Here is a 24,830-nt window from a genome sequence, read left to right on the forward strand (position 1 = left end):
AAGGGGTTATCGTGGGTACGAAATATCATTCGATTCCAGCGGCTTTCTTCAGCGCCTCGTCGATGCGGGTCTGCCAGCCCGGCCCACCGGCCTTGAAATGGTCGAGCACGGCTTGCGACAGGCGGATGGTGGTCGAGACCTTGGGACTGTCCGACTTCGGCCGGCCCCGGTTGCGGCGCAGGCTCTCGGCCAGATCGGGGAAGACTTCGGCGAAGGGCCGGGCGGCTTTCAGGTCCTCGTCGGTGAAGGACGCTTCAACGGCCTCGACCTCGTCCCAGTCTTCCCTGGTGAAGCCGTGGCCGGGCTCGAAGCTGGTCAGGAGTTTCTTCCTGGCGGTCATGGCAGCAGACTCCGTTCCTTGCGGTTGGCGGGGCGCATACTGATCACGGCAATCCCTTGCGTGCCGAGACGGGCGAAAATGACGGCGATCGTGCCATCGCGCAAAATGCCGATGGCCTTGAACCGGCCCTGGACCGAGGGTGTGATGACGGCGGTCTCGAAGAACGAGCCATCGGCCAGATCGACGAAGTCGAAACCGTGCTTGGCGAGATTCAGTTGCCGCTTCGGCTCGTCCCAAGTGATGCGCATGAATTAACGTAACAACGAAAAAGGGCTCGCGCCACAATTTTCGTTGTAACGATAATTCCCCGTCAGCCGAGGTCGAGAACGTCCGCCATGTCGTAGAGGCCGGCGGGCTTGCCGGCGGCCCAGAGGGCGGCGTGGATGGCGCCGCGCGAGAAGATGCCGCGGTCGGTCGCCTTGTGGGTCAGCTCCACGCGCTCGCCGTCGGCGGCGAAGAGGACCGAATGTTCGCCGACGACATCGCCGCCGCGTAACGTCGCGAAGCCGATGTGGCCCTTCACCCGGGCGCCGGTATGGCCGTCGCGCACCCGGTCCGACACCGCGTCCAGCGCGACATTGCGCCCGGCCGCCGCCGCCTTGCCCAGGGCAAGGGCGGTGCCCGAGGGGGCGTCGACCTTGTGGCGGTGGTGCATCTCGACGATTTCGATATCCCATTCCTCCGGCCCGAGGATGGCGGCGACCTTGCGGGTGAGGGCCGAAAGCAGATTGACGCCGAGGCTGAAATTAGCCGCCTGCACGACGGGGGCATGGCCCGCGGCGGCGACAATGGCCGCCTGCTGGTCGGCGGACAGGCCGGTGGTGCCGATGACGAGGGCCTTGCCCGTCCGGGCGGCCAGGGTGGCGTGGCTGGGCGCGGCGACGGGCGCGGTGAAGTCGATGACGACGTCCGAGACGGCGAAGAGCGCGGCGGCATCGTCGGTCACGACGACACCGAGCGGCGCCTTGCCGACCAGCGTGCCAAGATCGGTGCCGATCAGCTCGGCCCCCGGGCGCTCGGTGCCGCCGGCGATGGTGGCCCCGGCGGCGAGGCCGGCGTTGATCAGGCTGCGCCCCATGCGGCCGCCGCAGCCGAGGATGCCGATGGTGGTCATGGCGTTAGGGCTCCCCTACAGAGCGTCATCCCGGCGCAGGCCGGGATCTCGCGGGTGTTGGCTTCGGTGCTTTTCCGCCCCGAGACCCCGGCTTTCGCCGGGGTGACGATACAGGCTGGGCGGCGGCTATTCGGTCAGGTCGTTCCAGAGTTCCTTCACCTTGGCGAAGAAACCCTCGGATTCGGGGCTGGTGCCCTTGCCGCCGGCCTTTTCGAACTCTTTCAGCAGCTCTTTCTGCTTGGCCGTCAGGTTCATCGGCGTCTCGACCACGGCGTTGATGTAGAGGTCGCCGAAGGCGCCGCCGCGCAGGGTGGGCATTCCCTTGCCCTTCAGGCGGAACTGGCGCCCGGTCTGGGTGCCGGCCGGGATCGCGACCTTGGCGCGGGCACCGTCGATGGTCGGCACCTCGATGCTGCCGCCAAGCGCCGCGGTCACCATGGGGATGGGCACGCGGCAGAACAGATTGGTGCCGTCGCGCCGGAACAGGGCATGGGGCGAGACGGTCAGGAAGATATAGAGGTCGCCCGGCGGCCCGCCGCGCAGGCCCGCCTCGCCCTCGCTGGCGAGACGGATGCGGGTGCCGTCCTCGACGCCCTGCGGGATATTGACCGACAGGGTCTTGTCCTTGGCGGTGCGGCCGTGACCGCCGCAGGCCTTGCAGGGATCCTTGATGATGCGGCCGGCGCCCTGGCAGGTCGGGCAGGTCCGCTCGACGGTGAAGAAGCCTTGCGCCGCGCGCACCTTGCCGGCGCCCTGGCAGGTCGGGCAGGTGCTCGGCTTGGAGCCGGCCGCCGCACCCGAGCCGTCGCAGACTTCGCAGGCGATGGTGGTCGGAACCTTGATCTGGGACTTCTTGCCCTTGAAGGCGTCCTCAAGGCTGATTTCCATGTTGTAGCGCAGGTCCGAGCCGCGCGTGGCGCCGTTCGGATTGCCGCGCTGGCCGCCCCGGCCCATGAATTCGCCGAACAGGTCGTCGAAGACATCGGCGAAGGACGAGCTGAAGCCGAAGCCGCCCGCGCCGCCGCCCGGACCGCCGCCGCCGCCCTCGAAGGCGGCATGGCCGTAACGGTTATAGGCCGCGCGCTTCTCCTCGTCGGAGAGGACGGAATAGGCTTCGTTCAATTCCTTGAACTTCTGTTCGGCTTCCGCGTTGCCCGGGTTCTTGTCCGGGTGCCACTTCATCGCGGCCTTGCGGAATGCCTTCTTGATGTCGTCGGCCGAGGCCTCGCGCGCGACGCCCAGAAGTTCGTAATAATCGGCCTTCGCCATGGCGGACTCCCTTAACCGGCCGTGCCGGCCGTCCCCTTATCGGGCAACGGCCGGCACGCCACGTCCTGTCGGTGTGCAGCGGATCAGTTGGACGACTTCTTCTTGTCGTCCACTTCCTCGAAGTCGGCGTCGACCACGTCTTCGCCGCCCGGGGCCGCACCGGCCGAGGCGCCGGCACCCGCCGCGCCCTGAGCCTTTTCCGCTTCCGCCTTGTAGATGGCCTCGCCGACCTTCATCGCCGCATTGGTGAGAGCTTCGGTCTTGGCCTTGATCGCGTCCGCGTCGCCGCCCTCGAGGGCGGTGCGCAGCTCGGCGATCGCGCTGTCGATCGCCGCCTTGTCGTCAGCGGTGATCTTGTCGGCGTGTTCGCTCAGGTTCCGCTCGGTCGAATGGATCAGGCCTTCGGCGTGGTTCTTCGCCTCGACCACTTCCTTCCGCTTCTTGTCTTCGGCCGCGTGCGCTTCCGCGTCCTTCACCATCTTCTCGATGTCGGCGTCCGAGAGGCCGCCCGAAGCCTGGATGCGGATCTGCTGTTCCTTGCCCGTGCCCTTGTCCTTGGCCGAGACCTGGACGATGCCGTTGGCGTCGATGTCGAAGGTCACCTCGATCTGCGGCACGCCGCGCGGCGCCGGCGGAATGCCCATCAGGTCGAACTGGCCGAGCAGCTTGTTGTCCGCCGCCATCTCGCGCTCGCCCTGGAAGACCCGGATCGTCACCGCGTTCTGATTGTCGTCGGCGGTGGAGAAAACCTGGCTCTTCTTGGTCGGGATCGTCGTGTTGCGCTCGATCAGGCGGGTGAAGACGCCGCCCAGGGTCTCGATGCCGAGCGACAGCGGCGAGACGTCGAGCAGCAGAACGTCACGGACGTCGCCCTGCAGCACGCCGGCCTGGATGGCGGCGCCCATGGCCACCACTTCGTCCGGGTTCACGCCCTTGTGGGGTTCCTTGCCGAAGAAGGACTTCACGATTTCCTGGATCTTCGGCATCCGGGTCATGCCGCCGACGAGAACGACCTCGTCGATCTGGCCGGCCGACAGACCGGCGTCCTTCAGGGCCTTCTGGCAGGGCTCGATCGTGCGCTGGACGAGATCGTCCACGAGGCTTTCGAACTTGGCGCGGGTCAGGCGCAGGGTCAGGTGCTTCGGGCCGGTCGCATCGGCCGTGATGAACGGCAGGTTCACCTCGGTCTGCATCGACGACGACAGCTCGATCTTGGCCTTTTCCGCGGCTTCCTTCAGGCGCTGCAGGGCGAGCTTGTCCTTGCGAAGATCAATGCCGCCGTTCTCGCGCTTGAATTCGTCGGCCAGATAGTCGACGAGGCGCATGTCGAAGTCCTCGCCGCCGAGGAAGGTGTCGCCGTTGGTCGACTTCACCTCGAACACGCCGTCGCCGATCTCGAGCACCGAAACGTCGAAGGTGCCGCCGCCGAGGTCATAGACCGCGATGACCTTGCCGTCCTGCTTGTCGAGGCCATAGGCGAGGGCCGCCGCCGTCGGCTCGTTGATGATGCGCAGCACCTCGAGGCCGGCGATCTTGCCGGCGTCCTTGGTCGCCTGGCGCTGGGCGTCGTTGAAATAGGCGGGGACCGTGATCACGGCCTGGGTGACGGTCTCGCCCAGGAAGGATTCGGCGGTTTCCTTCATCTTCTGCAGAATGAAGGCGGAAACCTGGCTGGGGCTGTACTTGGTGCCGCGAATATCGACCCAGGCGTCGCCATTGTCCGCCTTGACGATGTTGTAGGGCACCATGCCCTTGTCCTTCTGGGTCATCGGGTCGGCGAAGGAGCGGCCGATCAGGCGCTTGATCGCGAACAGCGTGCCTTCGGGATTGGTGACGGCCTGGCGCTTAGCGGCCTGGCCGACCAGACGCTCGCCATCGCCCGAGAAACCAACCATGGACGGGGTGGTGCGGGCGCCTTCGGCGTTTTCCAGCACCTTCGGCTTGGCGCCGTCCATGATGGCGACGCAGGAATTGGTGGTGCCAAGGTCGATACCGATAACCTTACCCATGACTCTCTCCTTTTCGGCAGGCTCCGGCGGCCCGAATGGCACCGGCGAAGCCCCCTGATTTCCGGGAACGGGCGACGGGGGCCGGGAAAGCCCCCATTCGCGCTGAGGCTTATATAGGGCGGGAATTTTTGGGCCGCAACGGGCGGAGAAGGCTTCCAGGGGCCGCCTGATGAAAAAAACGTCAGCGACGCAGTCCTTGTCCCGGACCCCGCAGCGGGCGCAGGCTGGCGAGGCATCGGCGGAGGCATCGGCAAGGATGGCGGCAAAGGCGGCACAGCACGACACGGCCCTGTTCGAGGCCGTTTTCGCCCATGCCGCGGCCCTCGATCCCGAGGTGCGCCGGGGCCGCATGTTCGGTTGCCCGTCGGTCTATCGCGGGCGGCGTATGGCGCTCTGCGTCTTCGGGGCCGAAATCGCGCTCCGCGTGCCGCAGGACGTGGCGTCGGCCGCCATCGAGGCAGGGCGCGCCCACCCGTTCCAGCCCTATGGCCGCAGTCCGATGCGGGAATGGATCGCGCTCGAGGGCGGGATCGCCGCCCTCGAGCTTCATGGCGAACTCGCCGCCGCCGCGCTTCGCTTCGCCCGCGACAATGACGGCGGGAGTCCTCGCGCGGTCAGAAGTTGAAGGTCGTCCCGACGAAGAGGCTGCGGCCCGGGCCCGGCTCGTAGAGCGAGGGGGTTGCGCCCGCCGCGATGGCGATCGCCGTGCTGGCGCTGGCGATATACTGTTCGTCCAGCAGGTTGCGGCCTTCGAGGAACAGATTCAGACCCTCGGCCGCCTGCCAGCCGGCGTTGAAGCCGAGCAGGGCATAGGCCTCGGTCTTCGCCGGGTCCGAATTCGCGTTGTCGACGTAATAGCCCCGCGGCACCCATTCGACATTGGGGCCGAAGGAGACGCCGGCCGCGGTCTCGTAGAGGACTTCGGCGCGGAGGAAGTGGCGGGGCGCGCCCGGCAGATCGTTGTCGCCGAAGCGGGCGTCGCCGTCGAAACGGAAGTCGCTGAACGTATAGGCGCCGTTCAGCACCAGACGATCTTCCGCCGCTTCCGCGAACAGGCCCTTCGCCAGGGTGACGCCGAAGCCGGCCTCGATGCCCTGATGGATGGTCCTGTCGGCATTGGAGACGGCGACGAGGCCACCGCCCAGATCCTCGAACAGGAATTCGCCGCGCAGCCGCGAATGATAGAGCGTGACATCCCAATGATGATCGGCCGTGCCGCCTCTGGTGCCGATCTCATAGGTCAGCGCCTTCTGCGGCCTGGTGTCGGACAATGCCGCCCGGGCGAAGTTCAGCTCGCCGAAGCTCGGCATTTCCGTCGCCTTGGTGACATTGGCGAAGACCTGCCAGTCGGCGGCAGCGTCCCACAGGAGGCCGATCTTGGGGTTGAAGGCGTCCTTCTCGATCCGGCCGGCGGTGGTGTTGACGATGGCCTGCCGGTCTCGGGACATCCAGACGTATTGCCCGCCCACGACGAAGGCGACGCCAGGCACAAGATCGAAGGCATTTTCGGCATAGAGGTTGCCGGTTTCCGCCCGGTCCGTCGCCTTCTGGATCAGGCTGCCCCGTTCCGCGCCCGGCAGATTGGCGTAATTGGCCGAATCCAGGCGCCCGTCGGCGAAGGTGGCGCCGAGGGTGAAGAGGTTGTCATGGCCGAACAGCTTGCGGTCGTCCTGCACCCGGCCGAACAGGCCCTGATCCCGGTATTTGTAGTCGAGATACTGATAGATCGGGTGAATCAGCCGCTTTTCCGAGCCATAGGCACCGAATTCCAGCGTCGTTTCGTCAAGAACGACGGTGGTCTTGTTGCTGAAGCGAAGCGACACGATGTTGCGCTGGTGATCCTGGGCCAGATTGCCGGTGGTCGCGTTGACGTTGGCCGCCGTCTTCGGGTCGTTCAGGGCGGCATCGCGGGTGACCGCGCCCGGGATGCGCTGGTCGATGTCGGAAGCATTCACATAGAAGCGGGTTTCCACATTGTCGGCGATGCGCCAGCCGAGATTGGCCGAGCCGCGGAAAGCCTCACCTTCCGAATGGTCGCGGAAACCGTCGTCCTTCACCCAGGAGCCGGTGACATGGGCATCGACGGGTCCGCTGACCTTGCCGCTGGCGAGCTGGAGCTGGCGGAAACCGTAGCTGCCAAGAGTGGCGCGCCCCGACAGCGGGCTGGCGCCATGGCCGGTCGGGGTGACGAAATTGATCGCGCCCCCCGTCGAGTTGGCGCCGAAGGCGAGGCCATTGCCGCCCTTCCACACCTCGACATGATCGTAGGCGGTCGGGTCGATCTCCTGCGCGTCGCCGCTGCCGTCGGCGAAGATCATGGGCACGCCGTCCTGGAACAGCTGAATGCCGCGCAGGTGGAAATTGCGCGACAATCCGCTGCCCCGGATCGAGAAGCGGGCGTCGCCGCCCCATTTCGGCTGCACGAACACGCCGGGCGTATAGTCGAAAATATCCTTCAGGGTGGCCGACGCGGTATCGGCGTAAGCCTCCGCCGGGATGACGGCGACGGCCCCCGGCGTCCGCGTCAGGGCTTCGGTCGCCGCCGCCGTGTCCGGCGCGGTCAGCGAGAAACTCTCGGCATTGATGGTGACCGTCGGCAGGGCGCTGATCTCCCCGGCGAGGGCGGGGCCGGCCGCGAGCAGCAGGGCGAGGGTGGAAACGATGGTCTTCATGGCAGGAGCTTTCAGGCCGCCCGGGCGCGCAGCGCCGGCAGGTGGAACAGGGTGTCGAGGAGAGCGACGACGACGAGGCTGGCCGCGGTCAGGGGAAAGATCAGGGCGAGGGCGAACACGATCGCCGTGACCCCCGCGAGGGCGCGGGGCGCGGGCAGCGGCGGCACCGCGAGACCGCCGGCCGGCCGCCGTTTCCACCACATGACAAGGGCGGAGACGGAAAGGCCGACGATGGCGACGCAGGCGAGCAGCATCAGCATCTGGTTCAGCGGGCCGAATTCCTGGCCGACATGGACATTGGTGCCGAATTCGATCGCCCTGGCGCCGAGGCCATAGTCCGCGAAGCCGACATCGGCGAGGATCGCGCCCGAATATTGGTCGATGTGGATTGCTCGCTGCAGGGTGATGTCGTCGGGAAAGACGGTCGCGGTATAGACACCTTCGGCCCCCTTCGGCAGGACCAGGGTGAAGCCCGGCGCGATGCCGGCCGCCCCGGCGATGGCGACGGCCCGGTCGATGCCGATGGGGCGCGCGGCCGGCACGGGGGTGGAAACGGGAACCGGCGATTGCTCCAGCGTCCAGGCCACCGGCCCGTCCGCGCCCAGCGGCACGGTGGAGGTGGGCGTCGCATCCCAGAGATAGAGCGGATAGCCCTGACCGGCCGCGCTGACCCCCCGGTTCAGCAGGTCGCCGAAGATGCCGCTCCAGGGCATTCCGGTCACGGCCAGGAACAGGATGAAGCCGCCGGCGAACAGACCGGTGACGGCATGGAGATCGCGCCAGAACAGGCGACCACCCGGCGTGCCGCGGATGCGCAGGGCCTGTCCGCCGCGCGGCCACCACAGATAGATGCCGGTGACGACCAGAACGATGGTCCAGCCGCCGACGATCTCGATCGCGCGGTTCGGAATGTCGCCGAAGAAGGCGAGGCTGTGCAGCTTGCGCACGACCTGCATCAGCTTCCCGTCGGTCGGGAGCGCGCCCAGCACCGCGCCGCGGCCCGGATCGACATAGACCGACTGGCGAGCCCTTTCGGCATCGTCGATCTGGACTTCCAGGCTGCGGCTGGGGGTCGCCGGCAGGACCAGCTTCGCCGCCCGGCCCGGCTGTGCCGACAGCGCGGTGGCGACGAGGTCGGACCAGGGTTTCGGCGCCTCCGACGGGGAAACGCTCAGCAGATCGGCATGGCGGGCAAGGTCGATCTCGTCCTTGAACAGATAGAGGCCGCCCGTGACCGCCAGCAGGATCAGGAAGGGCAGCGAGAACAGGCCGGCATAGAAATGCCAGCGCCAGACGGCGCGATAGACATGGGCACGGCGGCGGGCGGCATCGCCCGCGTCCGTCCCGGCAAGGGCTTGGGACATGGTTTCTCCACGGCATGACGGCGCCGGGCCCCGGACGGGGTCGGCTCGACGGAATTTCGGTCGGGGTCAGGCGTGAAGGGCGGGGGGCGCGCGGGGTTGCGGGATGGCGCGCGGATCGGCGGGCAGGACGCGCCCGGCGACATGGCCCCAGGGGGCGACGGCGACCGCCGCCGGCAGCGGCGCCGGCAGGTCGATGCCCGGTGGCGGCGCGAGGTCGGCCTGGATAATGGCCTGACACAGGGCGCAAATGCGCGAGACCTGGCCGGCGGGGGGCGTGCGATCCTCGGACTTGCCGGTGTTGCCGCCGACCAGTTTCGACAGCGGCACCACCTGATAGCCATAGAGCGTGCAGATGACGACCGTCATCTCCCCGCCCGCGGGGGGCCGGGCCTGCCGCGCCATGGCCACGCCATGAAGCGCGGGCAACAGGATCTGGATCAGCAGGGCAAGACAGGCGGCCGCGATCCCGCCGGCATGGTGCCGGCGCGATTGTCCTGCGCGCATTTGTGAAAACTTGCGTCTGCCCATCGTCTCCCCTGAATGCTTTCTAGAAGCAATAAAAGAGGTGGACAATGAACAGATTGCCGCAGCCGCCAGTAGATCGCCAGCGGCGCAGATATCCCGGCGCGGCGGGCCCCGCGCCGGGAAGGGGGCGGCTTACGCCGTCTGGTCGACCGCGGCGGCCGGGGCCTCGGCCTTGGCGACGCCGACCTTGGCCGCGCGCAGCAGGCGGTCGTGGATCTGATAGCCAGTCTGCACCACCTGGATGATGGCGCCGCCCGGCTGGCCGGTGCCCGGGATCTCGAACAGGACTTCGTGCTTGTTCGGGTCCGCCTTCTCGCCCAGGGCCGGGGCGATGCGGGTGATGGAGGCCTTCTCGAAGGCGGACAAAAGCTCGCGCTCGGTCATTTCGACGCCGGCCAGCAGATTGGCCACCGCCTCATCGCCGCTGCGGGCCTCGGCGGGCACCGCCTCGATGGCGCGGCGCAGGTTGTCGGCGACCGAGGTCAGGTCGCGGGCGAATTTGGTCACGGCATATTTCGCCGTGTCCTCGCGCTCGCGCTCACCCCGGCGGCGGATGTTCTCCGCCTCGGCGAAGGCGCGCAGCAGCTTGTCCTTCAGGTCGGCGACTTCGGCCTGCAGGCTCTCGACCGTGGGGCCGGCGGGGGGCTCGGCCTGGCCTTGAGCGTCGGTCGGGGTCGGGTCGATGTTTTCGGTCTCGGTCGTCATGTCTGGTCCACGATACAAATCAAGTCATCAGGCGGCCGATCATCCTCGCGGTGTAATCCACCATGGGGACGACGCGCCCGTAATTCACTCTCGTTGGCGCGATCACGCCGATCATGCCGACGATCCGCTCGTCCTTGCGCCGGAAGGGCGCGACGATGAGGGACGAGCCGGACAGGCTGAACAGCTTGTTCTCCGAGCCGATGAAGATGCGCACCCCATCGGCGTCCTGCGCCAGTTCCATCAGTTGGAGCACGTCGCGCTTGGATTCAAGATCGTCGAACAATTGCCGCACCCGCTCGAGATCCGCAAGGGCGGTGAGATCGTCCAGCAGCCGTGCCCGGCCCGAGACGATCAGCATGTTGCGCTCCTCGTCCCCCGCCCAGGTGGCGAGGCCGGCCTCGACCACCTTGGCGGCGAGCAGGTCGAGTTCGGCCCGGCGCTCGTCGATTTCGCGCAGGATGCGGCTGCGCCCCTCGGCCATGGTGCGGCCGCCGAGGCGGGCGGACATGTAGTTCGAGGCTTCCTGCAGCGCGCTGGGGGTCAGGCCCGCCGGCACCTCGACGATGCGGTTCTCGACCGAGCCGTCTTCCGAGACGAGGACGGCCAGCGCCCGCCCGGGGCCAAGATAGACGAATTCGACATGGGACAGCGCCTTGTCCGTTTTCGGCGCGACGACGAGGCCGGCGCATTGCGACAGGCCGGACAATTGCTTTGTCGCCTCGGTCAGCAACTCCTCGACCGATTTGCCGGCGGCGGCGCCATAAGCCTCGATCGAGCGGCGCTCGTCCTCGGTCAGATTGCCGAGTTCGAGGAAACTGTCGACGAAGATGCGCAGCCCGGCCTGCGTCGGCATCCGCCCGGCCGAGGCATGGGGCGAATAGAGCAGGCCGGCATGTTCGAGGTCCTGCATCACGTTGCGGATCGAGGCCGGCGACAGCGCGATGCCGAGGCGCTGGGCGAGGGTGCGCGAGCCGACGGGCTCGCCCGTCTCGAGATAGGACTCGACGATGGTGCGGAAGATCTGGCGTGAACGCTCGTTCAGCTCCTGGATCATTCCCGTTTCCCGACATGGTGCTGGCGCCCCGCACTTTAGAAAGCGGGGCAGGGGCCGTCAATCGGTGCGCCGCAACACGGGGCATCGGGCAAGGGGGGCTGGACTCGCCGGGCCCATGGGCGTTCACTACCCGTCCCCAAGACGAACAGACGGAGTCAGACCATGACCTACTGGGACGTCCTCGCCCGCGACCGGGCCAACCGCGAAACCGCCGCCGCCCTCTCGCCCATCCTGCGCGCCGCCGGCCCCGCCAGACCCACCCCCGTCCTCGCCGACGCCGACCGCACCATCGCGGCCCTCCGCGAAACCGTGGCGGCGCAGGCGAGGGAAATCGCGAAGTTGAAGGCGGAACTCGCCGCCCGGCATTGAGGGGGAGCTGCCTGGCGGTTTCTTCGATTTGGTATGGAAATCCAGAGTGCTAGAATCGGGCTTGATCGAATTTCAGGCCGACCGGGGACACGGAATGCCCAAAGCCCTGACCATCCGTCTCGACGATGAAACCGCCGCCGCCCTCGACCGGCTGACCGACCAGACCGGCCGGCCGCGCCAGTGGCTGGTCGAACAGGCGATCGCTGATTACCTGACCGTCAATGCCTGGCAGGTGGAGCGTATCAAGGACGGCCTGGCCGCGGCGCGTCGCGGCGATTTTGCTTCCGACGAGGAGATGGCGGCGATTGCGCGCAGATTTGCGCCACGCTGATCATGCGCGTCCGCTGGACCACTCCGGCTCGTCTGCACCTCGTCGAAATAGGGGAATGGATCGCCAGGGACAATCCAGTGGCAGCAAGCCGGCTCGTGACTTCGATCCTCGAAACCGTAGCCGGTTGTCCGAGCATCCGCATCTCGGGAGGGCTGGCCGTGTCGCTGATACCCGAGAATTGGTGATTCCGAGGACGCCCTATGTCGCGGTCTATTCGATTGGGCCTGACGCCATCGATATTCTCGCCGTGTTTCACGGTGCGCGGCGCTGGCCCCCCGAAGCGCTCTGATCAAGTGAGGGGTGCAAGCGGCGCGCCGAGAGGTTAAAAGGGCGGCCGGCCACGTAATTAACGGCGTATTAACGGGACGCCATACCTAATTAACTCGATATGGCGCCCCCAGATCAGGTGCCCGCCCACGTCCTATTGATCCGCCACCGATCCCCTGCAAGCATCGCTTGGGGAAACGGGGGATCGGCCATGAGGGGAATGATCGGTCTGGTCGCGGCGATTGGGTTGGCGCTGGGCCTCGGAGTCGGGTCCGCGCGGGCGGAGGGGAGCCGGTATTTCTCGATCGCGACGGCGGGGGAGGCGGGCACCTATTTTCCGGTCGGTCGGGCGCTGGCCGAGGCGGTGAGCGCGCCGCCGGGGCTAGTGGTCTCGGCCGTGGCGTCGAATGGCTCCGTCGCCAATGTCGAGGCGATCGCGGGCGGCGGGGCGCAGTCGGGTCTCGTCCAGGCCGATGTCGCGGCCTGGGCTTTCGAGGGCACCGGAGTGTTCGAGGCCAAGGGGGCGCGGCCGGGCCTTCGGGCCATCGCCGCGCTTTACCCCGAGGCGGTGCACCTGCTGGTGCGGAAGGGCGCCGGTATCCATGCTCTCGCCGATCTCGCCGGCAAGCATGTCTCGGTCGACGAGCCGGGCTCGGGCACGCTGGCCGATGTCCGGCTGATCCTGAGCGCGGCAGGCCTGAGCGAGCGGGACTTCACCGCCGAATATTACAAGGCCGACCTCGCCGCGCAGCTGACCGCCAGCGGCGGCCTCGACGGTTTCTTCTTCGTCGGCGGCTGGCCGGCGCCGGCGATCGCGAAACTGGCGGCCGCGCAGCCGGGGGCGTTCGCCCTCGTGCCCCTGACCGCGGGGGAAGGCTTCGCCCGCGAGACGATCCCGGACGAGGCCTATCCCGGCATGAAGGGGGTGGAGACCCTCGCCGTGCGCACCCTGTGGCTGACCGATGCCGGCCAGCCGGACGAGGTGATCGAGGCGATCACCGCCGCCCTGTGGTCGACGCGGGCACGGTCGATCCTCGACGCCGGGCACCCGCAGGGGCGGTCGATCCGGCTCGAGGGCGCGCTCGACGGGCTGACCGTGCCGCTCCATCCGGGGGCCGAGGCTTTCTATCGCAAGGCCGGCCTGATCAAGTGAGAGGTGCAAGCGGCGTGCCGAGAGGCTAAAAGGGCGGCCGGACATCTTCAGCAGGAAAAATCCCATGCGCGCACAGGGCCGTCAGGCCGACCAGTTGCGGCCGATCAGCCTCGAGCCCGGCTTCTCGAAACATGCCGAAGGCTCGTGCTTCGTGCGCTTCGGCGATACCCATGTGCTGTGCACCGCCTCGGTCGAGGAGCGCGTGCCGTCCTGGCTGCGCGGTCAGGGCCGGGGCTGGGTCACCGCCGAATACGGCATGTTGCCCCGCTCCACCCACAGCCGGAACGACCGCGAGGCCGCGAAGGGCAAGCAGTCGGGCCGCACCCAGGAAATCCAGCGCCTGATCGGCCGGGCCTTGCGCGCCGCCATCGACCTGAACAAGCTGGGCGAAGTGTCGATCAAGATCGACTGCGACGTCATTCAGGCCGACGGCGGCACCCGCACCGCCTCGGTCACCGGGTCTTACGTCGCGCTTTATCAGGCGATCGAATTCCTGATGAACAAGGGCACGCTGAAGGAAAACCCGATCCGGACCGAGGTCGCCGCCGTCTCCTGCGGTATCGTCGGCGGCAAGGCGCTGCTCGATCTCGATTATTCCGAGGATTCGGGGGCGGAGGCGGATGCCAATTTCGTCCTGACCGGCACCGGCCAGATCATCGAGATTCAGGGCACGGCCGAAGCGGCGCCCTTCTCGCCCGAGGAATTCGCCAATCTCTTCGCCCTGGCCCAGAACGGCATCACCCGCCTCGTCACCTATCAGCGCCAGGCGCTCGGCCTGTTCTGATGAGGCTCGCCGGCAAGCTGGTGGTCGCCAGCCACAACAAGGGCAAGGTGCGGGAAATCGCCGAACTCCTCGCCCCCTTCGGGATCGAACCCGTCTCGGCCGCCAGCCTCGGCCTGCCCGAGCCGGAGGAGACGGAGGCGACATTCACCGGCAATGCGGAGTTGAAGGCGAAGGCCGCCGCCCTCGCCTCGGGCCTGCCGGCCCTTGCCGACGATTCGGGCCTGTCGGTCGCGGCGCTGGGTGGCGATCCCGGCATCTATTCGGCGCGCTGGGCCGGGCCGGACAAGGATTTCGCCCAGGCCATGGCCAAGATCGAAGCCCTGCTGCAGGACAAGGGCGCGGTAACGCCCGATGCCCGCCGCGCCTGGTTCACCTGCGCCCTCGCCCTTAGCCTGCCGGACGGCACCTGCACCACCTTTGTCGGTGAAGTGCATGGCACGCTGGTCTGGCCGCCGCGCGGCTCGAATGGCTTCGGCTACGATCCCGTGTTCCAGGCCGACGGCATGACCGAGACCTTCGGCGAGATTGAGGCGGCGGCGAAACACGCGATCAGCCACCGCGCCATCGCCTTCGCCAAGCTGGTCGCGAGCCTGACCCGGTGACATCCGGCCCCGCCCACCTCACCCCGGCCCTCTCCCCCCTGAAGGGCGGAGAGGGGGACGATGGCTCCCTCTCCGCCCGCTTGCGGGGGGAGAGGGTGGGGGGTGAGGTGGGGGCGGGCGATCCCGCCGCCCTGGCGCTCTATGTCCATTGGCCGTTCTGCAAGTCGAAATGCCCTTACTGCGACTTCAACAGCCATGTGCGGGAAGCCGTCGAGCACGAGACCTGGGCGGCGGCGCTGGTCGCCGAGGTCGGGCGGGTCGCGCGGCAAACGCCCGGCAAGACCCTCACCTCGATCTTCTTCGGCGGCGGCACGCCCTCGCTGATGGCGCCGGCGACCGTCGAAGCCGTGATCGGCGCGGCGGCGAGGGCATGGCGCTTCGCCCCCGATATCGAAATCACGCTGGAAGCCAATCCAACCTCGGTCGAGGCGGGTAAACTCCGCGATTTCGCCGCCGCCGGGGTCAATCGCGCCAGCCTCGGCGTGCAGTCGCTGGCGGAGGGCGATCTTCGCTTCCTCGGCCGCCAGCATTCGGCGGCGGAGGCGCTGGCGGCGGTCGAGGTGGCGCGGCGGACTTTCCCCCGGGTCTCCTTCGACCTGATCTATGCCCGGCCGGGGCAGACGGTGGAAGGCTGGCTGGCCGAACTCGGCCAGGCGCTGGCCTTCGGGCCCGATCACCTCTCGGTCTATCAGCTGACGATCGAGGAAGGCACGGCCTTCCACGCGGCGGTGCGCCGGGGCGACTGGGCCCTGCCCGACGAGGAGGTGCAGGACTCGCTCTACGAAGCGACGCAAGAGGCGCTGACAGCGGCGGGCCTGCCGGCCTATGAGGTCTCGAACCATGCCCGCCCGGGCGAGGAGAGCCGGCACAATCTGACCTACTGGCGCTATGGCGATTATGCCGGCATCGGCCCCGGCGCCCATGGCCGGCTGTCGCGGGCGGATGGCACCGCCCTCGCCACCGCCGCCTTTCGCAAGCCGGAAACCTGGCTCGACCATGTGCGGACCGCGGGCGACGGCACGGAAACGCAGCATGAACTCGACGCCGCGACCCGGCTGGACGAGGCGGCGATGATGGGCCTGCGCCTGACCGAAGGCGTGCCCGTCGCCCGGCTGGAGCGGATCGGCGGCGCGCCGTTCCACACGCTGATCGCGCCGCGCCGGCTGGAGCGGCTGATCGCCGGCGGGTTCCTGACCCTCGAGAACGGCACCCTGACCGCGACGGCACGGGGCCGCGCGGTACTGAACACCCTGCTCGGCGAATTGCTGGCCTGAGGCAACGTCCGAACGTCTCGTCGCTCCGGCGAAGGCCGGAGCCTTGGGACGAGAGGGGCGCCCTTCGTGGGAAAAGATCCCGGCCTGCGCCGGGATGACGACGAAGGATCAGGGGGCTCGCGCCTAGCGTTCGGTCAGCTTCAACTCGATCCGGCGGTTGCGGGCGAGGGCTTCCGGCGTGCCCGCGGATTCGAGCGGCTGGAACTCGCCGAAGCCCGCGGCCGCCACGCGCTCCGGCGGAATGCCCTGCGCGATCAGGAATTTGGCGACGGCGACGGCGCGCGCGGTCGACAGCTCCCAGTTCGACGGATAGAGCGGCGAATTCAGGATGGGCGTCACATCCGTATGGCCATCGACGCGCAGGATCCACGGCAGATCGGTCGGGATCTGCGCCATGATGTCCTTCAGGGTGGCGGCGAAACGGGCCAGCGTCTCCTGCCCGCCCGGGCCGATCTCGGCCGAGCCGGAGGCGAAGAGCACTTCCGACTGGAACACGAAACGGTCGCCGACGATGCGGACATCCTGCCGCTCGCCCAGCACCGCGCGCAGGCGGCCGAAGAATTCGGAACGGTAGCGGGCCAGCTCCTCGACCTTGCTGGCGAGGGCGAGGTTCAGCCGCCGGCCGAGATCGGCGATGACGGCCTGGGATTCCCGGTCCTTCACGTCGGACTGGTCGAGCAGGGCGGCGATTTCGGTGAGCTGCTGGCGAAGCTCGGCGATCTGCCGGTTCAGGAGGTCGACCTGGGCCTGGGCATCGGCGCTCAGCGCCTTCTCGCGATCGAGTTCGGCGGAAAGCTGGGCGGCCTGGCTTTCCAGTCCGCCCGCCTTCTCGCCCTGGGCGGCGAGCTGGTCGCGCAGCTGGTCCCGCTCCTTCGTCGCGCTCTCGACCCCGGACGACAGGCTGGAGACCGACAGGCGCAATTCGGCATTGGCCTGACGCTCCAGCGCGAGGAGATCGGTCAGATCGGCGATCTGGCTGTTCAGCCGGGCCAGCGCCTCGTCCCGGCCCGACAGCGCCTGACCGAGGAAGAATTGCGCCAGCATGAAGACCGACAGAAGGAAGCTGATCGCCAGCAGCAGCGTGGTCAGCGCGTCGACGAAGCCGGGCCAGATGTCCGGCCCGCCCCGGTCGCGGAAACGGCGGCTGCGCGAGGCCATCAGCGCTCGCCCGCGTCGATCGCCGCGATGGTGCGGGTCAGGATCTTCACCTGCGCCGCCACCTCGTCGAGCCCGGCGCGCTGGCCTTCGGCGACGCGGGTGATGCCGGCGTCGATATTGCGCAGATGCGCCCGGCTGGCATCGTCGAGCGCGGTGGTGCCCTGCATCTGGGCGATGCGCGACAGGGCCGGCTTCAGTTCCATCTGCGCCTCGGCGATGCGCACCATCAATTCCTGCTCGGCCCGCATCTGGGTCGCGAGGGTCGCCAGCCGCTCGGTCAGGTTCAGCAGGGCGTCGTTGGCGGTCGCCCGGTTCTCCTCGGCGTGGGCCATGGTCCGCTGCAGCCGGTCGAGGCTTTCCGCCGTGGTCTCGAGCAGGGCCGAGACATAGGCCGGCACGCCGCCCCCGGTCTCGCCTTCCATGCCGGTGCCGCCGAGGCGGGTGTTGGCGGTCAGATAATCCTCGACTTCACCGAGGAAGCGGCCCTGCGCCTGCCCGGCCTGAAGCTCGAGAAAGCCGAGGATCAGCGAGCCCGACAGACCAAAGAGCGAGGACGAGAAAGAGGTGCCCATGCCCTGCAACGGCGCCTCCAGCCCGCGCTTCAGTTCGCCGAACATGGCGGTGAAGTCGCCGCCGCCCGCGATGTTCAGGTTGCGGATGGCATCGCCAATGGCCGACACCGTGGACAGCAGGCCCCAGAACGTGCCGAGCAGGCCAAGGAAGATCAGCACCGAGACGAGGTAGCGGCCGATTTCCCGCTTCTCGTCCAGCCGCGCGGCGAGGCCGTCGACCAGCGCGCGGGTCGCGGTCGGGCCGAGCTGCCAGCGGATGCTGCGCTTTTCCGTCATGGTCGCGGCGATCGGGCCGAGCAGGTCGGGCGGCGGCGCCGTGGCCAGATTGGGGTCCTGGTTCACCAGCCGGTCGAACCATTGGCTCTCGGGCCGCAGCAGCAGAACCTGCCGCAGCAGGTAGACGATGCCGAGCACGAGGACCGAGATGATCACCGTGTTCAGCGGCACATTGGTCATGAAGAAACTGACCGCCCGGCCCAGCAGCACGACCACCAGGGCGGCGATCGCCAGCAGGAACAGCGTCATGCGCAACAGATAGCGATCAGGCTTCATCGGTCCTCGTCCCTGTTAAGCCGGGCTCGGCCAACCACCGATGCGATCAGGGCATGATGGCGATATCGACCCCGTCGGCCACCGGCGCGTCGTCGGCCATGCCGACCGCCCGCATGTCGATCCGGCTCGCGGTTACCCCGTGTTCGATCAGATAGGTGCGCACGGCCAGCACACGCTGGCGGGCCAGCCGCCGCGCGCCCGTCGCGGTGTCATTGGTGCCGCTGGCGAAGCCGCGCAGCAGGATGCGGCCATCGGGCGCCTGCAGCTGGGCCACGACGCCGTCGAGCGCGGATCTGGCGGCATCGTCCAGCGCATCGCTGCTGGTGCCGAAGGGAATGCTGCCCACGGCCTTGGCCACGGCGGGCAGGCCACCGTTGCCCGGGCGTGCCGGGGCCGGAGTCGCCACCGTCGGGGTGGGGGCCGGGACCGGTGCCGGGGCGGCCGGCTCCGGCGGCAAGGCCGCGGCCAGATCGGCCGGCCGGCCGGCATCCGTCCTGGGCGCCGGTTCGGGCGCCGGAGGCGGTGGTGGCGGTGGTGGCGGCGGAGGCGGAGGCGGTGGCGGCGGTGGCGGCGGCGGAGCCGGCGGCACGGTCGGTGCCACCGTCGCCGGTGCCATTTCGTCGAGACGCGAGCCCAGCTCGGTCATGGCGATCACGCGCGGCTTCGCGGCGTCGACCACCGGACGCGGCGGTGGGGGTGGGGGCGGAGGCGGGGGCGGAGGCGGAGGCGGAGGAGGCGGTGCCGGCGGCTCGACCACCGGTTCCGGGGCAGGCTCCGGCGCGGCTACCGGCTCTTCCACCACAGGCGGAGGAGGTGGGGGCGGCGGAGGTGCGGGCGGCGCCACCGCGACCTCGGTCTCGGCCGGGGCTTCGGCGACGGGGGCCTCGGGCGCGGGCGCTTCGGCTTCCACCGGGGCCGGGCGGGTCAGGACGGGCGCGGCCACGGCGGGCCGGCGCGGGCGGGCCGGCGCGGGGGCCGGACGCCGCGGCGTACCGCCGCCAATCAGGTCGTCGAGCACGGACATGTCGACGCTGACGCCGCTGCTCGAGCCGCCGCCGATGACGATGGTCTCGTACTGCAGGCCGTCGAGCGGATCGGGCCGGCGGGGGCGATGGCGGGACTGCACCGCGTCGCTGTCGCGCGGGGTGACCACGAGGCGGGTCGGGGGGGCATCGTCATTGCCGCCGGCACGGGCCGGCGCTGACAGACCGATGGAGGCAAGAGCCGCGACGAGGGCGAAAAGCGATACGCTGGACCTCGCGGACCAGACACACGCGCGTGCCCCGGCGGTTACCCTCATACCCCTTGCACTCCCCTGTTGCCTTGCTCTCTTATCAGGAAGCGGCGAGTCGCGAAACCGGCGAAATGGTGCGCCGCGATGCATCGGCCCGGGCGAAGTGCCTCAGGCGCCTTCGCCTTCCGCAGCCGGGGCGGGCTCCGCTGGCTTTTTTGCCCGCTTGGGTGGCAGGCCGGCCCGCTCGATCAGACGGCGCAGCTTCTCGTGGACGATCTCGTTGCCGGCGACGATCTCGGGCGCGTTCAGCACTTTCTTGGCACCGCGCTGGTCGGTGACGAAACCGCCGGCCTCGCGCACCAGGATGATACCCGCCGCGATGTCCCACGGTTGCAGATCGGTTTCCCAGAAGCCGTCGAACCGGCCCGAGGCGACGAAGGCGAGGTCGAGCGAGGCGGCGCCGAAGCGGCGGATGCCCGCGACTTCCCGCATCACGAGACCGAGTTCCTTCAGGAAACGCAGATGGTCACCCTTGCCGTGGAACGGGACGCCGGTGGCGATCACGCATTCCTTCAGGTCTTTCCGCGCGGCGACGCGCAGACGGCGGTCGTTGCAATAGGCGCCGTTACCCTTTTCCGCCCAATACATTTCATCGGTGATCGGGTTGTAGATCACCCCGGCGATGACATCGCCGTCGCGCTCGACACCGATCGAAATGGCGAACTGGGGCAGGCCGTGCAGGAAATTGGTGGTGCCGTCCAGCGGATCGACGATCCAGCGGTGGGACTTGTCGCTGCCCTCGACGATGCCGCGCTCTTCCATCAGGAAACCGAATTCCGGCCGCACGCGCGACAACTCGGCGAAGAGCACGTCCTCGGCCTTCTGGTCGGCGACACTGACGAAATCCGACGGTCCCTTCTTCGATACCTGCAGGTTCTCGACTTCGCCGAAATCGCGCTTCAGGCCGCGGGCGGCCTTGGTGGCGGCGGACGCCATGACGTTGATGAGCGGCGAACGGAACGCCATCGGGGAACCTCGGACAAGAAAAGGAGCGGCGCGGGCAGGGCCGGGCGGGAGTCCCGGCGGCGCGATGGGGTCGGAACCTATCAGGACCGGGCGGCGCGGTCAAACCCATGGCCATGTGCGCGGCGCAGGGCCGCTTGTCGCCCGCCCGCCCCGGCGCCAGACTGGCGCCGAAGACCGGGAGCGAAACCAATCATGGCCGAGGATCATCCCCGCCACAGCAGCCGCAGCGGCATTCTCGAGCCGACCCGGCACTGGAGCCTGACCGGCGACGACCTGGTCATGACCGAGGGGAGCGATGGCGCCCGCCCGGCGACACGGCGCGCCATCGGCTTCGCCCTGCGGCTGCTGGCGCCCTTCCTGCACCAGCGCCTGCTGGACCGCTGGCCGGCGACCGTGCGCTTCCGCGACATTCGCGCGATCCGGCTGCGCTTCGATCCGACCCGGGTCGATCCCGACCGCTGGAGCTGCGCGCTCGACGGTCCGGCGCGCACCCGGGTCGTGATCTTCTCCACCAGCTACAAGGGCCTCGCCGATTTCGAGGATCGCGGTCCGGCGTTCTGGCGCTTCGTCCGCGCCCTGACCGACAGGGTCACGCAGGCCAATCCGGCGGTGCGTCTGGCCACGGGCCTGAGTCGGCTCGCCTTCGCGGTGCAGATGGGCGTCGCCGGTGCCGCCGTGGTGCTGCTCTGCGCGCTCTATTTCATGCTGGGAGGCCCGACGGGGGTGAGCGGCGCGCTGTCCCTCGGGGCGATCGGCGCCGTGCTCGTCCTTCTGCTGCGCTATGGCTGGGCCAACCGGCCGCGCCCGGGTATCGACGAGGCCTCGCAAGAACGGCTCGATCGCGCAAGGATGGAGGAGTTCTGATTCGGGCGGGGTTGAACATGGCACGCGCAGGCGGACTTGCGGTTTATGGCGAGCGGCGCGTGTTCGTCATGCTGCTGCTCGGCTTTTCCGCCGGCCTGCCCAATCTCCTCGTCTTCGACACCTTGTCCGCCTGGCTGCGGGACGAGGGCGTCTCGCTCTCGGTGATCGGCTTCTTCAGCCTCGCCACCCTTGCCTATTCGGCCAAATTCCTGTGGGCGCCGCTGGTCGACCGGGTGAATCTGCCGCTGCTCGGCGCCCGGCTCGGCCATCGGCGCAGCTGGATGCTGGCGGCGCAGCTCGCCATCGTCGTGGGCCTTGGCCTGATCGCCGGGCGGCAGGCGGGCGGCGATCTCGCCCTGACCGCGGCCTTCGCCGTCTTCGTCGGCTTTGCCGGGGCGACGCAGGATATCGTCATCGACGCCTGGCGCATCGAGGCGGCGCCCGACTCGAAGCAGGGGGCGATGGCCGCCGCCTATCAGTGGGGCTACCGCATCGCCGGCCTCGTCGCCGGGGGTGCCTCGCTGGCGCTGGCCGAGACGGTGAACTGGAATTTCTCCTATGCCGCCATGGGCAGCCTGATGCTGCTCGGCATGGCCGGCGTGCTGCTCGCCCCGGCCGAGGCGTCGCGCCCGGCCCCATCGCCTGCCGGGCGCGGGGGGGAGCATCTGGCGCCTGCCGCCCTCGGCGAATGGGCCTTGCGCGGGCTGCTGCTGCTGGCGGCGGCGCTGATCGTCGGCGCCGGCCTCTCCGGCAATGCCTTCACCCTGACGCTGCTGACCTTCAGCCCCGATGCCTTCGGCCTCGCGCCGCTGTGGAGCGGCGGGGCAGCGGCGGTCTGGCTGCAGTTCGGCGCCGTGGTGCTCGGCCTTGGCCTGATCGTCCTTGCCTGCCGGCCGCTGCCCGGGCTCGACAGCGCGCCGGGGCGGGCGCTCGCCTCGGCCTTCGGCGAGCCCTTGCGGGTGTTCTTTCGCGAATTCGGCGGGTTGGCGGGGCCGATCCTCGCCCTGATCTGCGTCTACCGCCTGTCGGATTTCGTGCTCAACATCATGAACCCCTTCTATCTCGATCTCGGCTTTTCCAAGATCGAGGTCGCCGAGGTGCGCAAGGTCTTCGGCATGGTGATGACCATGGCCGGGGTCTTCCTCGGCGGCTGGGCGGTGGCGCGGCTCGGCGTGCTTCGTGCGCTGGTGATCGGGGCCTTCGCCGGGCCGCTGTCCAACCTCGTCTATGCCGTGCTCGCCCTGTCGGGCCCGCAGATCGAGGTGCTGTTCGCCGCCATCGGCCTCGACAATCTCGCTTCCGGCTATGCCGGGACGTGCCTGATCGCCTATATGTCCGGCCTGACCTCGGCCGGCTTTACCGCGACCCAATATGCGCTGTTTTCCTCGCTCTATGCCCTGCCGGGCAAGCTGATCGCCTCGCAGTCCGGCCGCATCGTCGAGGGCGCGGCCCATTCCGCCGATGCCGGGGGCTTCGCCGCCGCGCTGCTGCCCCTGATGGATGGGCTGCCACCGGGCGCTTTCGTCGATGGTGCTGCCAAATTGGGGGCTTCGCCGACGGGGCTCGGTGCTGGATATGTCACATTCTTTCTGTATTCAGTGGTGATTGGCCTTTTCGCCGTGGTTCTCTGCCTTGCCGTGACGGCCCGGCAGGGGCGACGGACGGAGGCGCCGGTAACCGGGGATGGCAAGCCGGTTTGACCAGGCGGGTCTCGCGGGTCTAATGTGATCAACTGTCACGGTGTCGCTCCAGCCAGGGAGCCACCGTAGCGGAGGGGGCGTAACGCCGGCACTCAGGGAACAGGGGACAACCCCGTCTGACCGCCGGCCCGCGCATGAAGCAGGATGAACGTGGCACTGAACAGCGTGAAGACCGAGGACATGGCGGGCGATGCCGCCCCCGTCCGGCGGCCGGTCGATACCGGCAAGCTTGAAGTGCGCCTGGCGCACGACGGCGCGGAATTGCTTGCCGCCCAGCGCCTGCGCTACCGGGTCTTCTATGACGAGATGGGCGCGACCCCTTCGCCCGCCGCGGCGGCGGAGCGGCGGGACTTCGATCACTTCGACCCCCTGTGCGACCATCTTCTGGTGATCGACCACGCGGTCGCGGAAACCGATGGGCCGAGTGTGGTCGGCACCTATCGCCTGCTGCGCGAGGAAGTGGCGCGCGAACATGGCGGCTTCTATTCCGCCGGCGAATTCGATCTGTCCTTCCTCGAGAAGAACCGGCGGCCGGACGATAATTTCCTCGAGCTTGGCCGCTCCTGCGTCGCGCCGGAATATCGCACCAACGCGGTCATCCAGATGCTGTGGCGCGCCATCGCCGGCTATATCGTCGAACACAAGATCAGCCTGATGTTCGGCTGCGGCAGCCTGCCGGGCACCGATCCGGACGCCCTCGCCGTGCCGCTGTCCTATCTCTATCACAACCACATGGCCCCGCCGGAGCGCCGCGTGCGCGCCCTGCCCGGGCGCTATGTCGAGATGAACCGCCTGCCCAGGGAAGCGATCAGCCCGCGCGACGGGCTGCGCACCCTGCCGCCCCTGATCAAGGGCTACCTGCGCCTCGGCGGCTATATCGGCGACGGCGCGGTGATCGACCCCGAATTCAAGACCGTCGACTGCTTCATCATGGTGCCCTGCGACACCCTGACCGAACGCTATATCGCCCGCTACCAGAAGGGCGACCCGGCCGACTGAGCCGGGCGCCCAACCCGGCCTGATCCGGGGACACCCTGATCCGGGGACACTATACTTAATTCGTAGCCATCTGCGGAATTGAGTATAGTGTCCCCGGATTGAGGGCCGTGAAAGCGGCGGGGGCTGGTGCCCGCCGCCGCTCCCGGTTCAGCGATCAGACGCCAGCGTCGAGGGTCGTGACCTCTTCGATGCGCTTCTCGACGAAGGACCAGTTGATCAGGCTGTCGACGAAGGTTTCGGCGAAGCCCTTACGGTTGTTGCGATAGTCGATGTAATAGGCGTGTTCCCACACGTCCATCACGGCAAGGGCGTCCTTGCCGGCGGTCAGCGGGGTCTCGGCGTTGCCGGTCGTGGTGATCGCCAGCTTGTCGCCTTCCTTGAGCAGCCACACCCAGCCCGAGCCGAACTGGCCGAGGGCGGCGGTGGTGAAGGCGGTCTTGAAGCCGGCGTAATCGCCGAACGACTTGTCGATCAGCGCGGAAATCGCCGCCGACGGCTTGGTCGAGCCGGGGGTCGAGAGCGACAGCCAGTAGAGCGTGTGGTTGTAGTGCTGGCCGGCGTTGTTGAACAGCTTCTTGCCCGCGGGATCGGCGGCGGCGATCTTCACCACCTCTTCGATCGACTTGCCGGCAAGGGCCGGGGTCGCCGCCACGATCTCGTTCGCGACGGTGATGTAAGCCTGATGGTGCTTGCCATGGTGGAACGAGAAGCTCTCGGCCGACAGGGCGGGGGCGAGCGCGCTCGGATCGAATTTCAGTTCGGGAAGCTTGAAGGCCATGTCGCATTCCTCAGTTGATGACGGCGGGGCGTAGAGTGTTTCTAGAATTCTTCGCCCATCGACCGCAAGTGTCTGATCATCCCCGCTAATCACATAGACCCGGCGCCCGGCCGGT

26 protein-coding genes are annotated in these 24,830 nt (G+C 68.5%); 11 read left to right on the plus strand and 15 right to left on the minus strand.

Features of this window, described 5'->3' with window-relative positions; all coding sequences use genetic code 11:
- Positions 1 to 25 precede the first annotated feature (25 nt).
- The 5 genes from DKG74_RS11625 to dnaK all read right to left on the minus strand — a co-directional run bounded on the left by DKG74_RS11625 (position 26) and on the right by dnaK (position 4,732).
- Complete coding sequence (locus DKG74_RS11625; RefSeq protein WP_109905916.1) at positions 26 to 340, minus strand: BrnA antitoxin family protein; 315 nt, start codon at positions 338 to 340, stop codon at positions 26 to 28.
- Entirely contained in the window at positions 337 to 588 is a 252-nt protein-coding gene (locus DKG74_RS11630; protein WP_109905918.1) for a BrnT family toxin, read from the minus strand. Before DKG74_RS11630 ends, DKG74_RS11625 begins: the two co-directional genes overlap by 4 nt.
- A 62-nt stretch (positions 589 to 650) precedes the next feature.
- Positions 651 to 1,454 carry a 4-hydroxy-tetrahydrodipicolinate reductase gene (dapB, locus tag DKG74_RS11635; RefSeq protein ID WP_109905920.1) on the minus strand — a complete coding sequence of 268 codons (804 nt, stop codon included), beginning with the start codon at positions 1,452 to 1,454 and terminating at the stop codon, positions 651 to 653.
- A 126-nt stretch (positions 1,455 to 1,580) separates the two neighbouring features.
- Entirely contained in the window at positions 1,581 to 2,723 is a 1,143-nt protein-coding gene (dnaJ, locus tag DKG74_RS11640; RefSeq protein WP_109905922.1) for a molecular chaperone DnaJ, read from the minus strand.
- An 83-nt stretch (positions 2,724 to 2,806) separates the two neighbouring features.
- Positions 2,807 to 4,732 (minus strand): molecular chaperone DnaK, encoded by a 1,926-nt coding sequence (dnaK, locus tag DKG74_RS11645; RefSeq protein ID WP_109905924.1) that lies wholly within the window; start codon positions 4,730 to 4,732, stop codon positions 2,807 to 2,809.
- 256 nt (positions 4,733 to 4,988) lie between these two features.
- Between dnaK and DKG74_RS11650 the strand changes: the two genes are divergently transcribed.
- Positions 4,989 to 5,357, plus strand: coding sequence for a hypothetical protein (locus DKG74_RS11650; RefSeq protein ID WP_109905926.1), 369 nt, complete (start codon positions 4,989 to 4,991; stop codon positions 5,355 to 5,357).
- Here DKG74_RS11650 and DKG74_RS11655 read toward each other — a convergent pair.
- The 5 genes from DKG74_RS11655 to hrcA all read right to left on the minus strand — a co-directional run bounded on the left by DKG74_RS11655 (position 5,347) and on the right by hrcA (position 11,052).
- Positions 5,347 to 7,404 (minus strand): TonB-dependent receptor family protein, encoded by a 2,058-nt coding sequence (locus DKG74_RS11655; protein ID WP_109905928.1) that lies wholly within the window; start codon positions 7,402 to 7,404, stop codon positions 5,347 to 5,349. The genes DKG74_RS11650 and DKG74_RS11655 overlap by 11 nt on opposite strands.
- 11 nt (positions 7,405 to 7,415) lie before the next feature.
- Positions 7,416 to 8,768, minus strand: coding sequence for a PepSY-associated TM helix domain-containing protein (locus tag DKG74_RS11660; protein WP_109905930.1), 1,353 nt, complete (start codon positions 8,766 to 8,768; stop codon positions 7,416 to 7,418).
- Positions 8,769 to 8,834: 66 nt separating this feature from the next.
- Complete coding sequence (locus DKG74_RS11665; protein WP_109905932.1) at positions 8,835 to 9,272, minus strand: DUF2946 family protein; 438 nt, start codon at positions 9,270 to 9,272, stop codon at positions 8,835 to 8,837.
- A gap of 153 nt (positions 9,273 to 9,425) precedes the next feature.
- Positions 9,426 to 9,998, minus strand: coding sequence for a nucleotide exchange factor GrpE (grpE, locus tag DKG74_RS11670; protein ID WP_109905934.1), 573 nt, complete (start codon positions 9,996 to 9,998; stop codon positions 9,426 to 9,428).
- Positions 9,999 to 10,017: 19 nt separating this feature from the next.
- Positions 10,018 to 11,052: a heat-inducible transcriptional repressor HrcA gene (gene hrcA, locus DKG74_RS11675; RefSeq protein WP_109905936.1), complete on the minus strand. Its 1,035-nt coding sequence runs from the start codon at positions 11,050 to 11,052 to the stop codon at positions 10,018 to 10,020.
- Between the two features lie 162 nt (positions 11,053 to 11,214).
- On the opposite strand from hrcA, the gene DKG74_RS11680 reads away from it, so the two are divergent.
- From DKG74_RS11680 to hemW, 7 genes are all read left to right on the plus strand, one after another.
- Positions 11,215 to 11,421 carry a hypothetical protein gene (locus DKG74_RS11680; protein ID WP_109905938.1) on the plus strand — a complete coding sequence of 69 codons (207 nt, stop codon included), beginning with the start codon at positions 11,215 to 11,217 and terminating at the stop codon, positions 11,419 to 11,421.
- Positions 11,422 to 11,515: 94 nt separating this feature from the next.
- Positions 11,516 to 11,752, plus strand: coding sequence for a CopG family ribbon-helix-helix protein (locus tag DKG74_RS11685; protein ID WP_109906294.1), 237 nt, complete (start codon positions 11,516 to 11,518; stop codon positions 11,750 to 11,752).
- A gap of 55 nt (positions 11,753 to 11,807) precedes the next feature.
- On the plus strand, positions 11,808 to 12,041 hold the full coding sequence (locus DKG74_RS22515) for a type II toxin-antitoxin system RelE/ParE family toxin (protein WP_207779334.1): 234 nt from the start codon (positions 11,808 to 11,810) through the stop codon (positions 12,039 to 12,041).
- Between the two features lie 189 nt (positions 12,042 to 12,230).
- Positions 12,231 to 13,172, plus strand: a complete 942-nt coding sequence (locus tag DKG74_RS11695) for a TAXI family TRAP transporter solute-binding subunit (RefSeq protein WP_109905940.1) — start codon at positions 12,231 to 12,233, stop codon at positions 13,170 to 13,172.
- Positions 13,173 to 13,236: 64 nt separating this feature from the next.
- Entirely contained in the window at positions 13,237 to 13,956 is a 720-nt protein-coding gene (gene rph, locus DKG74_RS11700; RefSeq protein WP_109905942.1) for a ribonuclease PH, read from the plus strand.
- Complete coding sequence (gene rdgB / locus DKG74_RS11705; RefSeq protein WP_109905944.1) at positions 13,956 to 14,558, plus strand: RdgB/HAM1 family non-canonical purine NTP pyrophosphatase; 603 nt, start codon at positions 13,956 to 13,958, stop codon at positions 14,556 to 14,558. Before rph ends, rdgB begins: the two co-directional genes overlap by 1 nt.
- 95 nt (positions 14,559 to 14,653) lie before the next feature.
- Positions 14,654 to 15,832 (plus strand): radical SAM family heme chaperone HemW, encoded by a 1,179-nt coding sequence (gene hemW / locus DKG74_RS11710; RefSeq protein ID WP_243404106.1) that lies wholly within the window; start codon positions 14,654 to 14,656, stop codon positions 15,830 to 15,832.
- 123 nt (positions 15,833 to 15,955) lie between these two features.
- Here the strand turns inward: hemW and DKG74_RS11715 are convergent, their stop codons facing one another.
- From DKG74_RS11715 to DKG74_RS11730, 4 genes are all read right to left on the minus strand, one after another.
- Positions 15,956 to 16,990, minus strand: a complete 1,035-nt coding sequence (locus DKG74_RS11715; RefSeq protein WP_109905948.1) for a peptidoglycan -binding protein — start codon at positions 16,988 to 16,990, stop codon at positions 15,956 to 15,958.
- Positions 16,990 to 18,114, minus strand: coding sequence for a flagellar motor protein MotA (locus DKG74_RS11720; RefSeq protein ID WP_109905950.1), 1,125 nt, complete (start codon positions 18,112 to 18,114; stop codon positions 16,990 to 16,992). The genes DKG74_RS11715 and DKG74_RS11720 overlap by 1 nt, the downstream gene beginning before the upstream one ends.
- Positions 18,115 to 18,160: 46 nt before the next feature.
- Complete coding sequence (locus DKG74_RS22425; protein WP_133251573.1) at positions 18,161 to 19,414, minus strand: OmpA family protein; 1,254 nt, start codon at positions 19,412 to 19,414, stop codon at positions 18,161 to 18,163.
- A 102-nt stretch (positions 19,415 to 19,516) separates the two neighbouring features.
- Positions 19,517 to 20,374 carry an inositol monophosphatase family protein gene (locus DKG74_RS11730; protein WP_109905954.1) on the minus strand — a complete coding sequence of 286 codons (858 nt, stop codon included), beginning with the start codon at positions 20,372 to 20,374 and terminating at the stop codon, positions 19,517 to 19,519.
- A gap of 192 nt (positions 20,375 to 20,566) precedes the next feature.
- Here DKG74_RS11730 and DKG74_RS11735 point away from each other — a divergent pair, with 192 nt between their 5' ends.
- From DKG74_RS11735 to olsB, 3 genes are all read left to right on the plus strand, one after another.
- Complete coding sequence (locus tag DKG74_RS11735) at positions 20,567 to 21,238, plus strand: hypothetical protein (protein WP_109905956.1); 672 nt, start codon at positions 20,567 to 20,569, stop codon at positions 21,236 to 21,238.
- Between the two features lie 17 nt (positions 21,239 to 21,255).
- Complete coding sequence (locus DKG74_RS11740) at positions 21,256 to 22,938, plus strand: AmpG family muropeptide MFS transporter (protein WP_109905958.1); 1,683 nt, start codon at positions 21,256 to 21,258, stop codon at positions 22,936 to 22,938.
- A 150-nt stretch (positions 22,939 to 23,088) separates the two neighbouring features.
- Positions 23,089 to 23,937: a l-ornithine N(alpha)-acyltransferase gene (olsB, locus tag DKG74_RS11745; protein ID WP_423841696.1), complete on the plus strand. Its 849-nt coding sequence runs from the start codon at positions 23,089 to 23,091 to the stop codon at positions 23,935 to 23,937.
- Positions 23,938 to 24,091: 154 nt separating this feature from the next.
- Here olsB and DKG74_RS11750 read toward each other — a convergent pair whose 3' ends face one another.
- A complete protein-coding gene (locus DKG74_RS11750; RefSeq protein ID WP_109905962.1) occupies positions 24,092 to 24,715 on the minus strand; it encodes a superoxide dismutase in 624 nt (207 codons plus the stop codon).
- Positions 24,716 to 24,830 lie beyond the last annotated feature (115 nt).

The sequence above is a fragment of the Zavarzinia aquatilis genome, assembly GCF_003173035.1.
Lineage (GTDB): Bacteria > Pseudomonadota > Alphaproteobacteria > Zavarziniales > Zavarziniaceae > Zavarzinia > Zavarzinia aquatilis.

Bases quoted from the DNA above. Each gene is read 5' to 3' on its own strand.
- DKG74_RS11630 (WP_109905918.1), bottom strand. From the start codon at position 588: ATGCGCATCACTTGGGACGAGCCGAAGCGGCAACTGAATCTCGCCAAG.
- DKG74_RS11715 (WP_109905948.1), bottom strand. From the start codon at position 16,990: ATGGCCTCGCGCAGCCGCCGTTTCCGCGACCGGGGCGGGCCGGACATC.
- DKG74_RS11655 (WP_109905928.1), bottom strand. From the start codon at position 7,404: ATGAAGACCATCGTTTCCACCCTCGCCCTGCTGCTCGCGGCCGGCCCC.
- hrcA (WP_109905936.1), bottom strand. From the start codon at position 11,052: ATGATCCAGGAGCTGAACGAGCGTTCACGCCAGATCTTCCGCACCATC.
- DKG74_RS11695 (WP_109905940.1), top strand. From the start codon at position 12,231: ATGAGGGGAATGATCGGTCTGGTCGCGGCGATTGGGTTGGCGCTGGGC.
- DKG74_RS22515 (WP_207779334.1), top strand. From the start codon at position 11,808: ATGGATCGCCAGGGACAATCCAGTGGCAGCAAGCCGGCTCGTGACTTC.
- DKG74_RS11740 (WP_109905958.1), top strand. From the start codon at position 21,256: ATGGCACGCGCAGGCGGACTTGCGGTTTATGGCGAGCGGCGCGTGTTC.
- dnaJ (WP_109905922.1), bottom strand. From the start codon at position 2,723: ATGGCGAAGGCCGATTATTACGAACTTCTGGGCGTCGCGCGCGAGGCC.
- DKG74_RS11660 (WP_109905930.1), bottom strand. From the start codon at position 8,768: ATGTCCCAAGCCCTTGCCGGGACGGACGCGGGCGATGCCGCCCGCCGC.
- DKG74_RS11650 (WP_109905926.1), top strand. From the start codon at position 4,989: ATGGCGGCAAAGGCGGCACAGCACGACACGGCCCTGTTCGAGGCCGTT.
- DKG74_RS11735 (WP_109905956.1), top strand. From the start codon at position 20,567: ATGGCCGAGGATCATCCCCGCCACAGCAGCCGCAGCGGCATTCTCGAG.
- DKG74_RS11685 (WP_109906294.1), top strand. From the start codon at position 11,516: ATGCCCAAAGCCCTGACCATCCGTCTCGACGATGAAACCGCCGCCGCC.
- DKG74_RS11665 (WP_109905932.1), bottom strand. From the start codon at position 9,272: ATGCGCGCAGGACAATCGCGCCGGCACCATGCCGGCGGGATCGCGGCC.
- DKG74_RS11750 (WP_109905962.1), bottom strand. From the start codon at position 24,715: ATGGCCTTCAAGCTTCCCGAACTGAAATTCGATCCGAGCGCGCTCGCC.
- dapB (WP_109905920.1), bottom strand. From the start codon at position 1,454: ATGACCACCATCGGCATCCTCGGCTGCGGCGGCCGCATGGGGCGCAGC.
- grpE (WP_109905934.1), bottom strand. From the start codon at position 9,998: ATGACGACCGAGACCGAAAACATCGACCCGACCCCGACCGACGCTCAA.
- DKG74_RS22425 (WP_133251573.1), bottom strand. From the start codon at position 19,414: ATGAGGGTAACCGCCGGGGCACGCGCGTGTGTCTGGTCCGCGAGGTCC.
- rph (WP_109905942.1), top strand. From the start codon at position 13,237: ATGCGCGCACAGGGCCGTCAGGCCGACCAGTTGCGGCCGATCAGCCTC.
- DKG74_RS11730 (WP_109905954.1), bottom strand. From the start codon at position 20,374: ATGGCGTTCCGTTCGCCGCTCATCAACGTCATGGCGTCCGCCGCCACC.
- DKG74_RS11625 (WP_109905916.1), bottom strand. From the start codon at position 340: ATGACCGCCAGGAAGAAACTCCTGACCAGCTTCGAGCCCGGCCACGGC.
- DKG74_RS11680 (WP_109905938.1), top strand. From the start codon at position 11,215: ATGACCTACTGGGACGTCCTCGCCCGCGACCGGGCCAACCGCGAAACC.
- dnaK (WP_109905924.1), bottom strand. From the start codon at position 4,732: ATGGGTAAGGTTATCGGTATCGACCTTGGCACCACCAATTCCTGCGTC.
- DKG74_RS11720 (WP_109905950.1), bottom strand. From the start codon at position 18,114: ATGAAGCCTGATCGCTATCTGTTGCGCATGACGCTGTTCCTGCTGGCG.
- rdgB (WP_109905944.1), top strand. From the start codon at position 13,956: ATGAGGCTCGCCGGCAAGCTGGTGGTCGCCAGCCACAACAAGGGCAAG.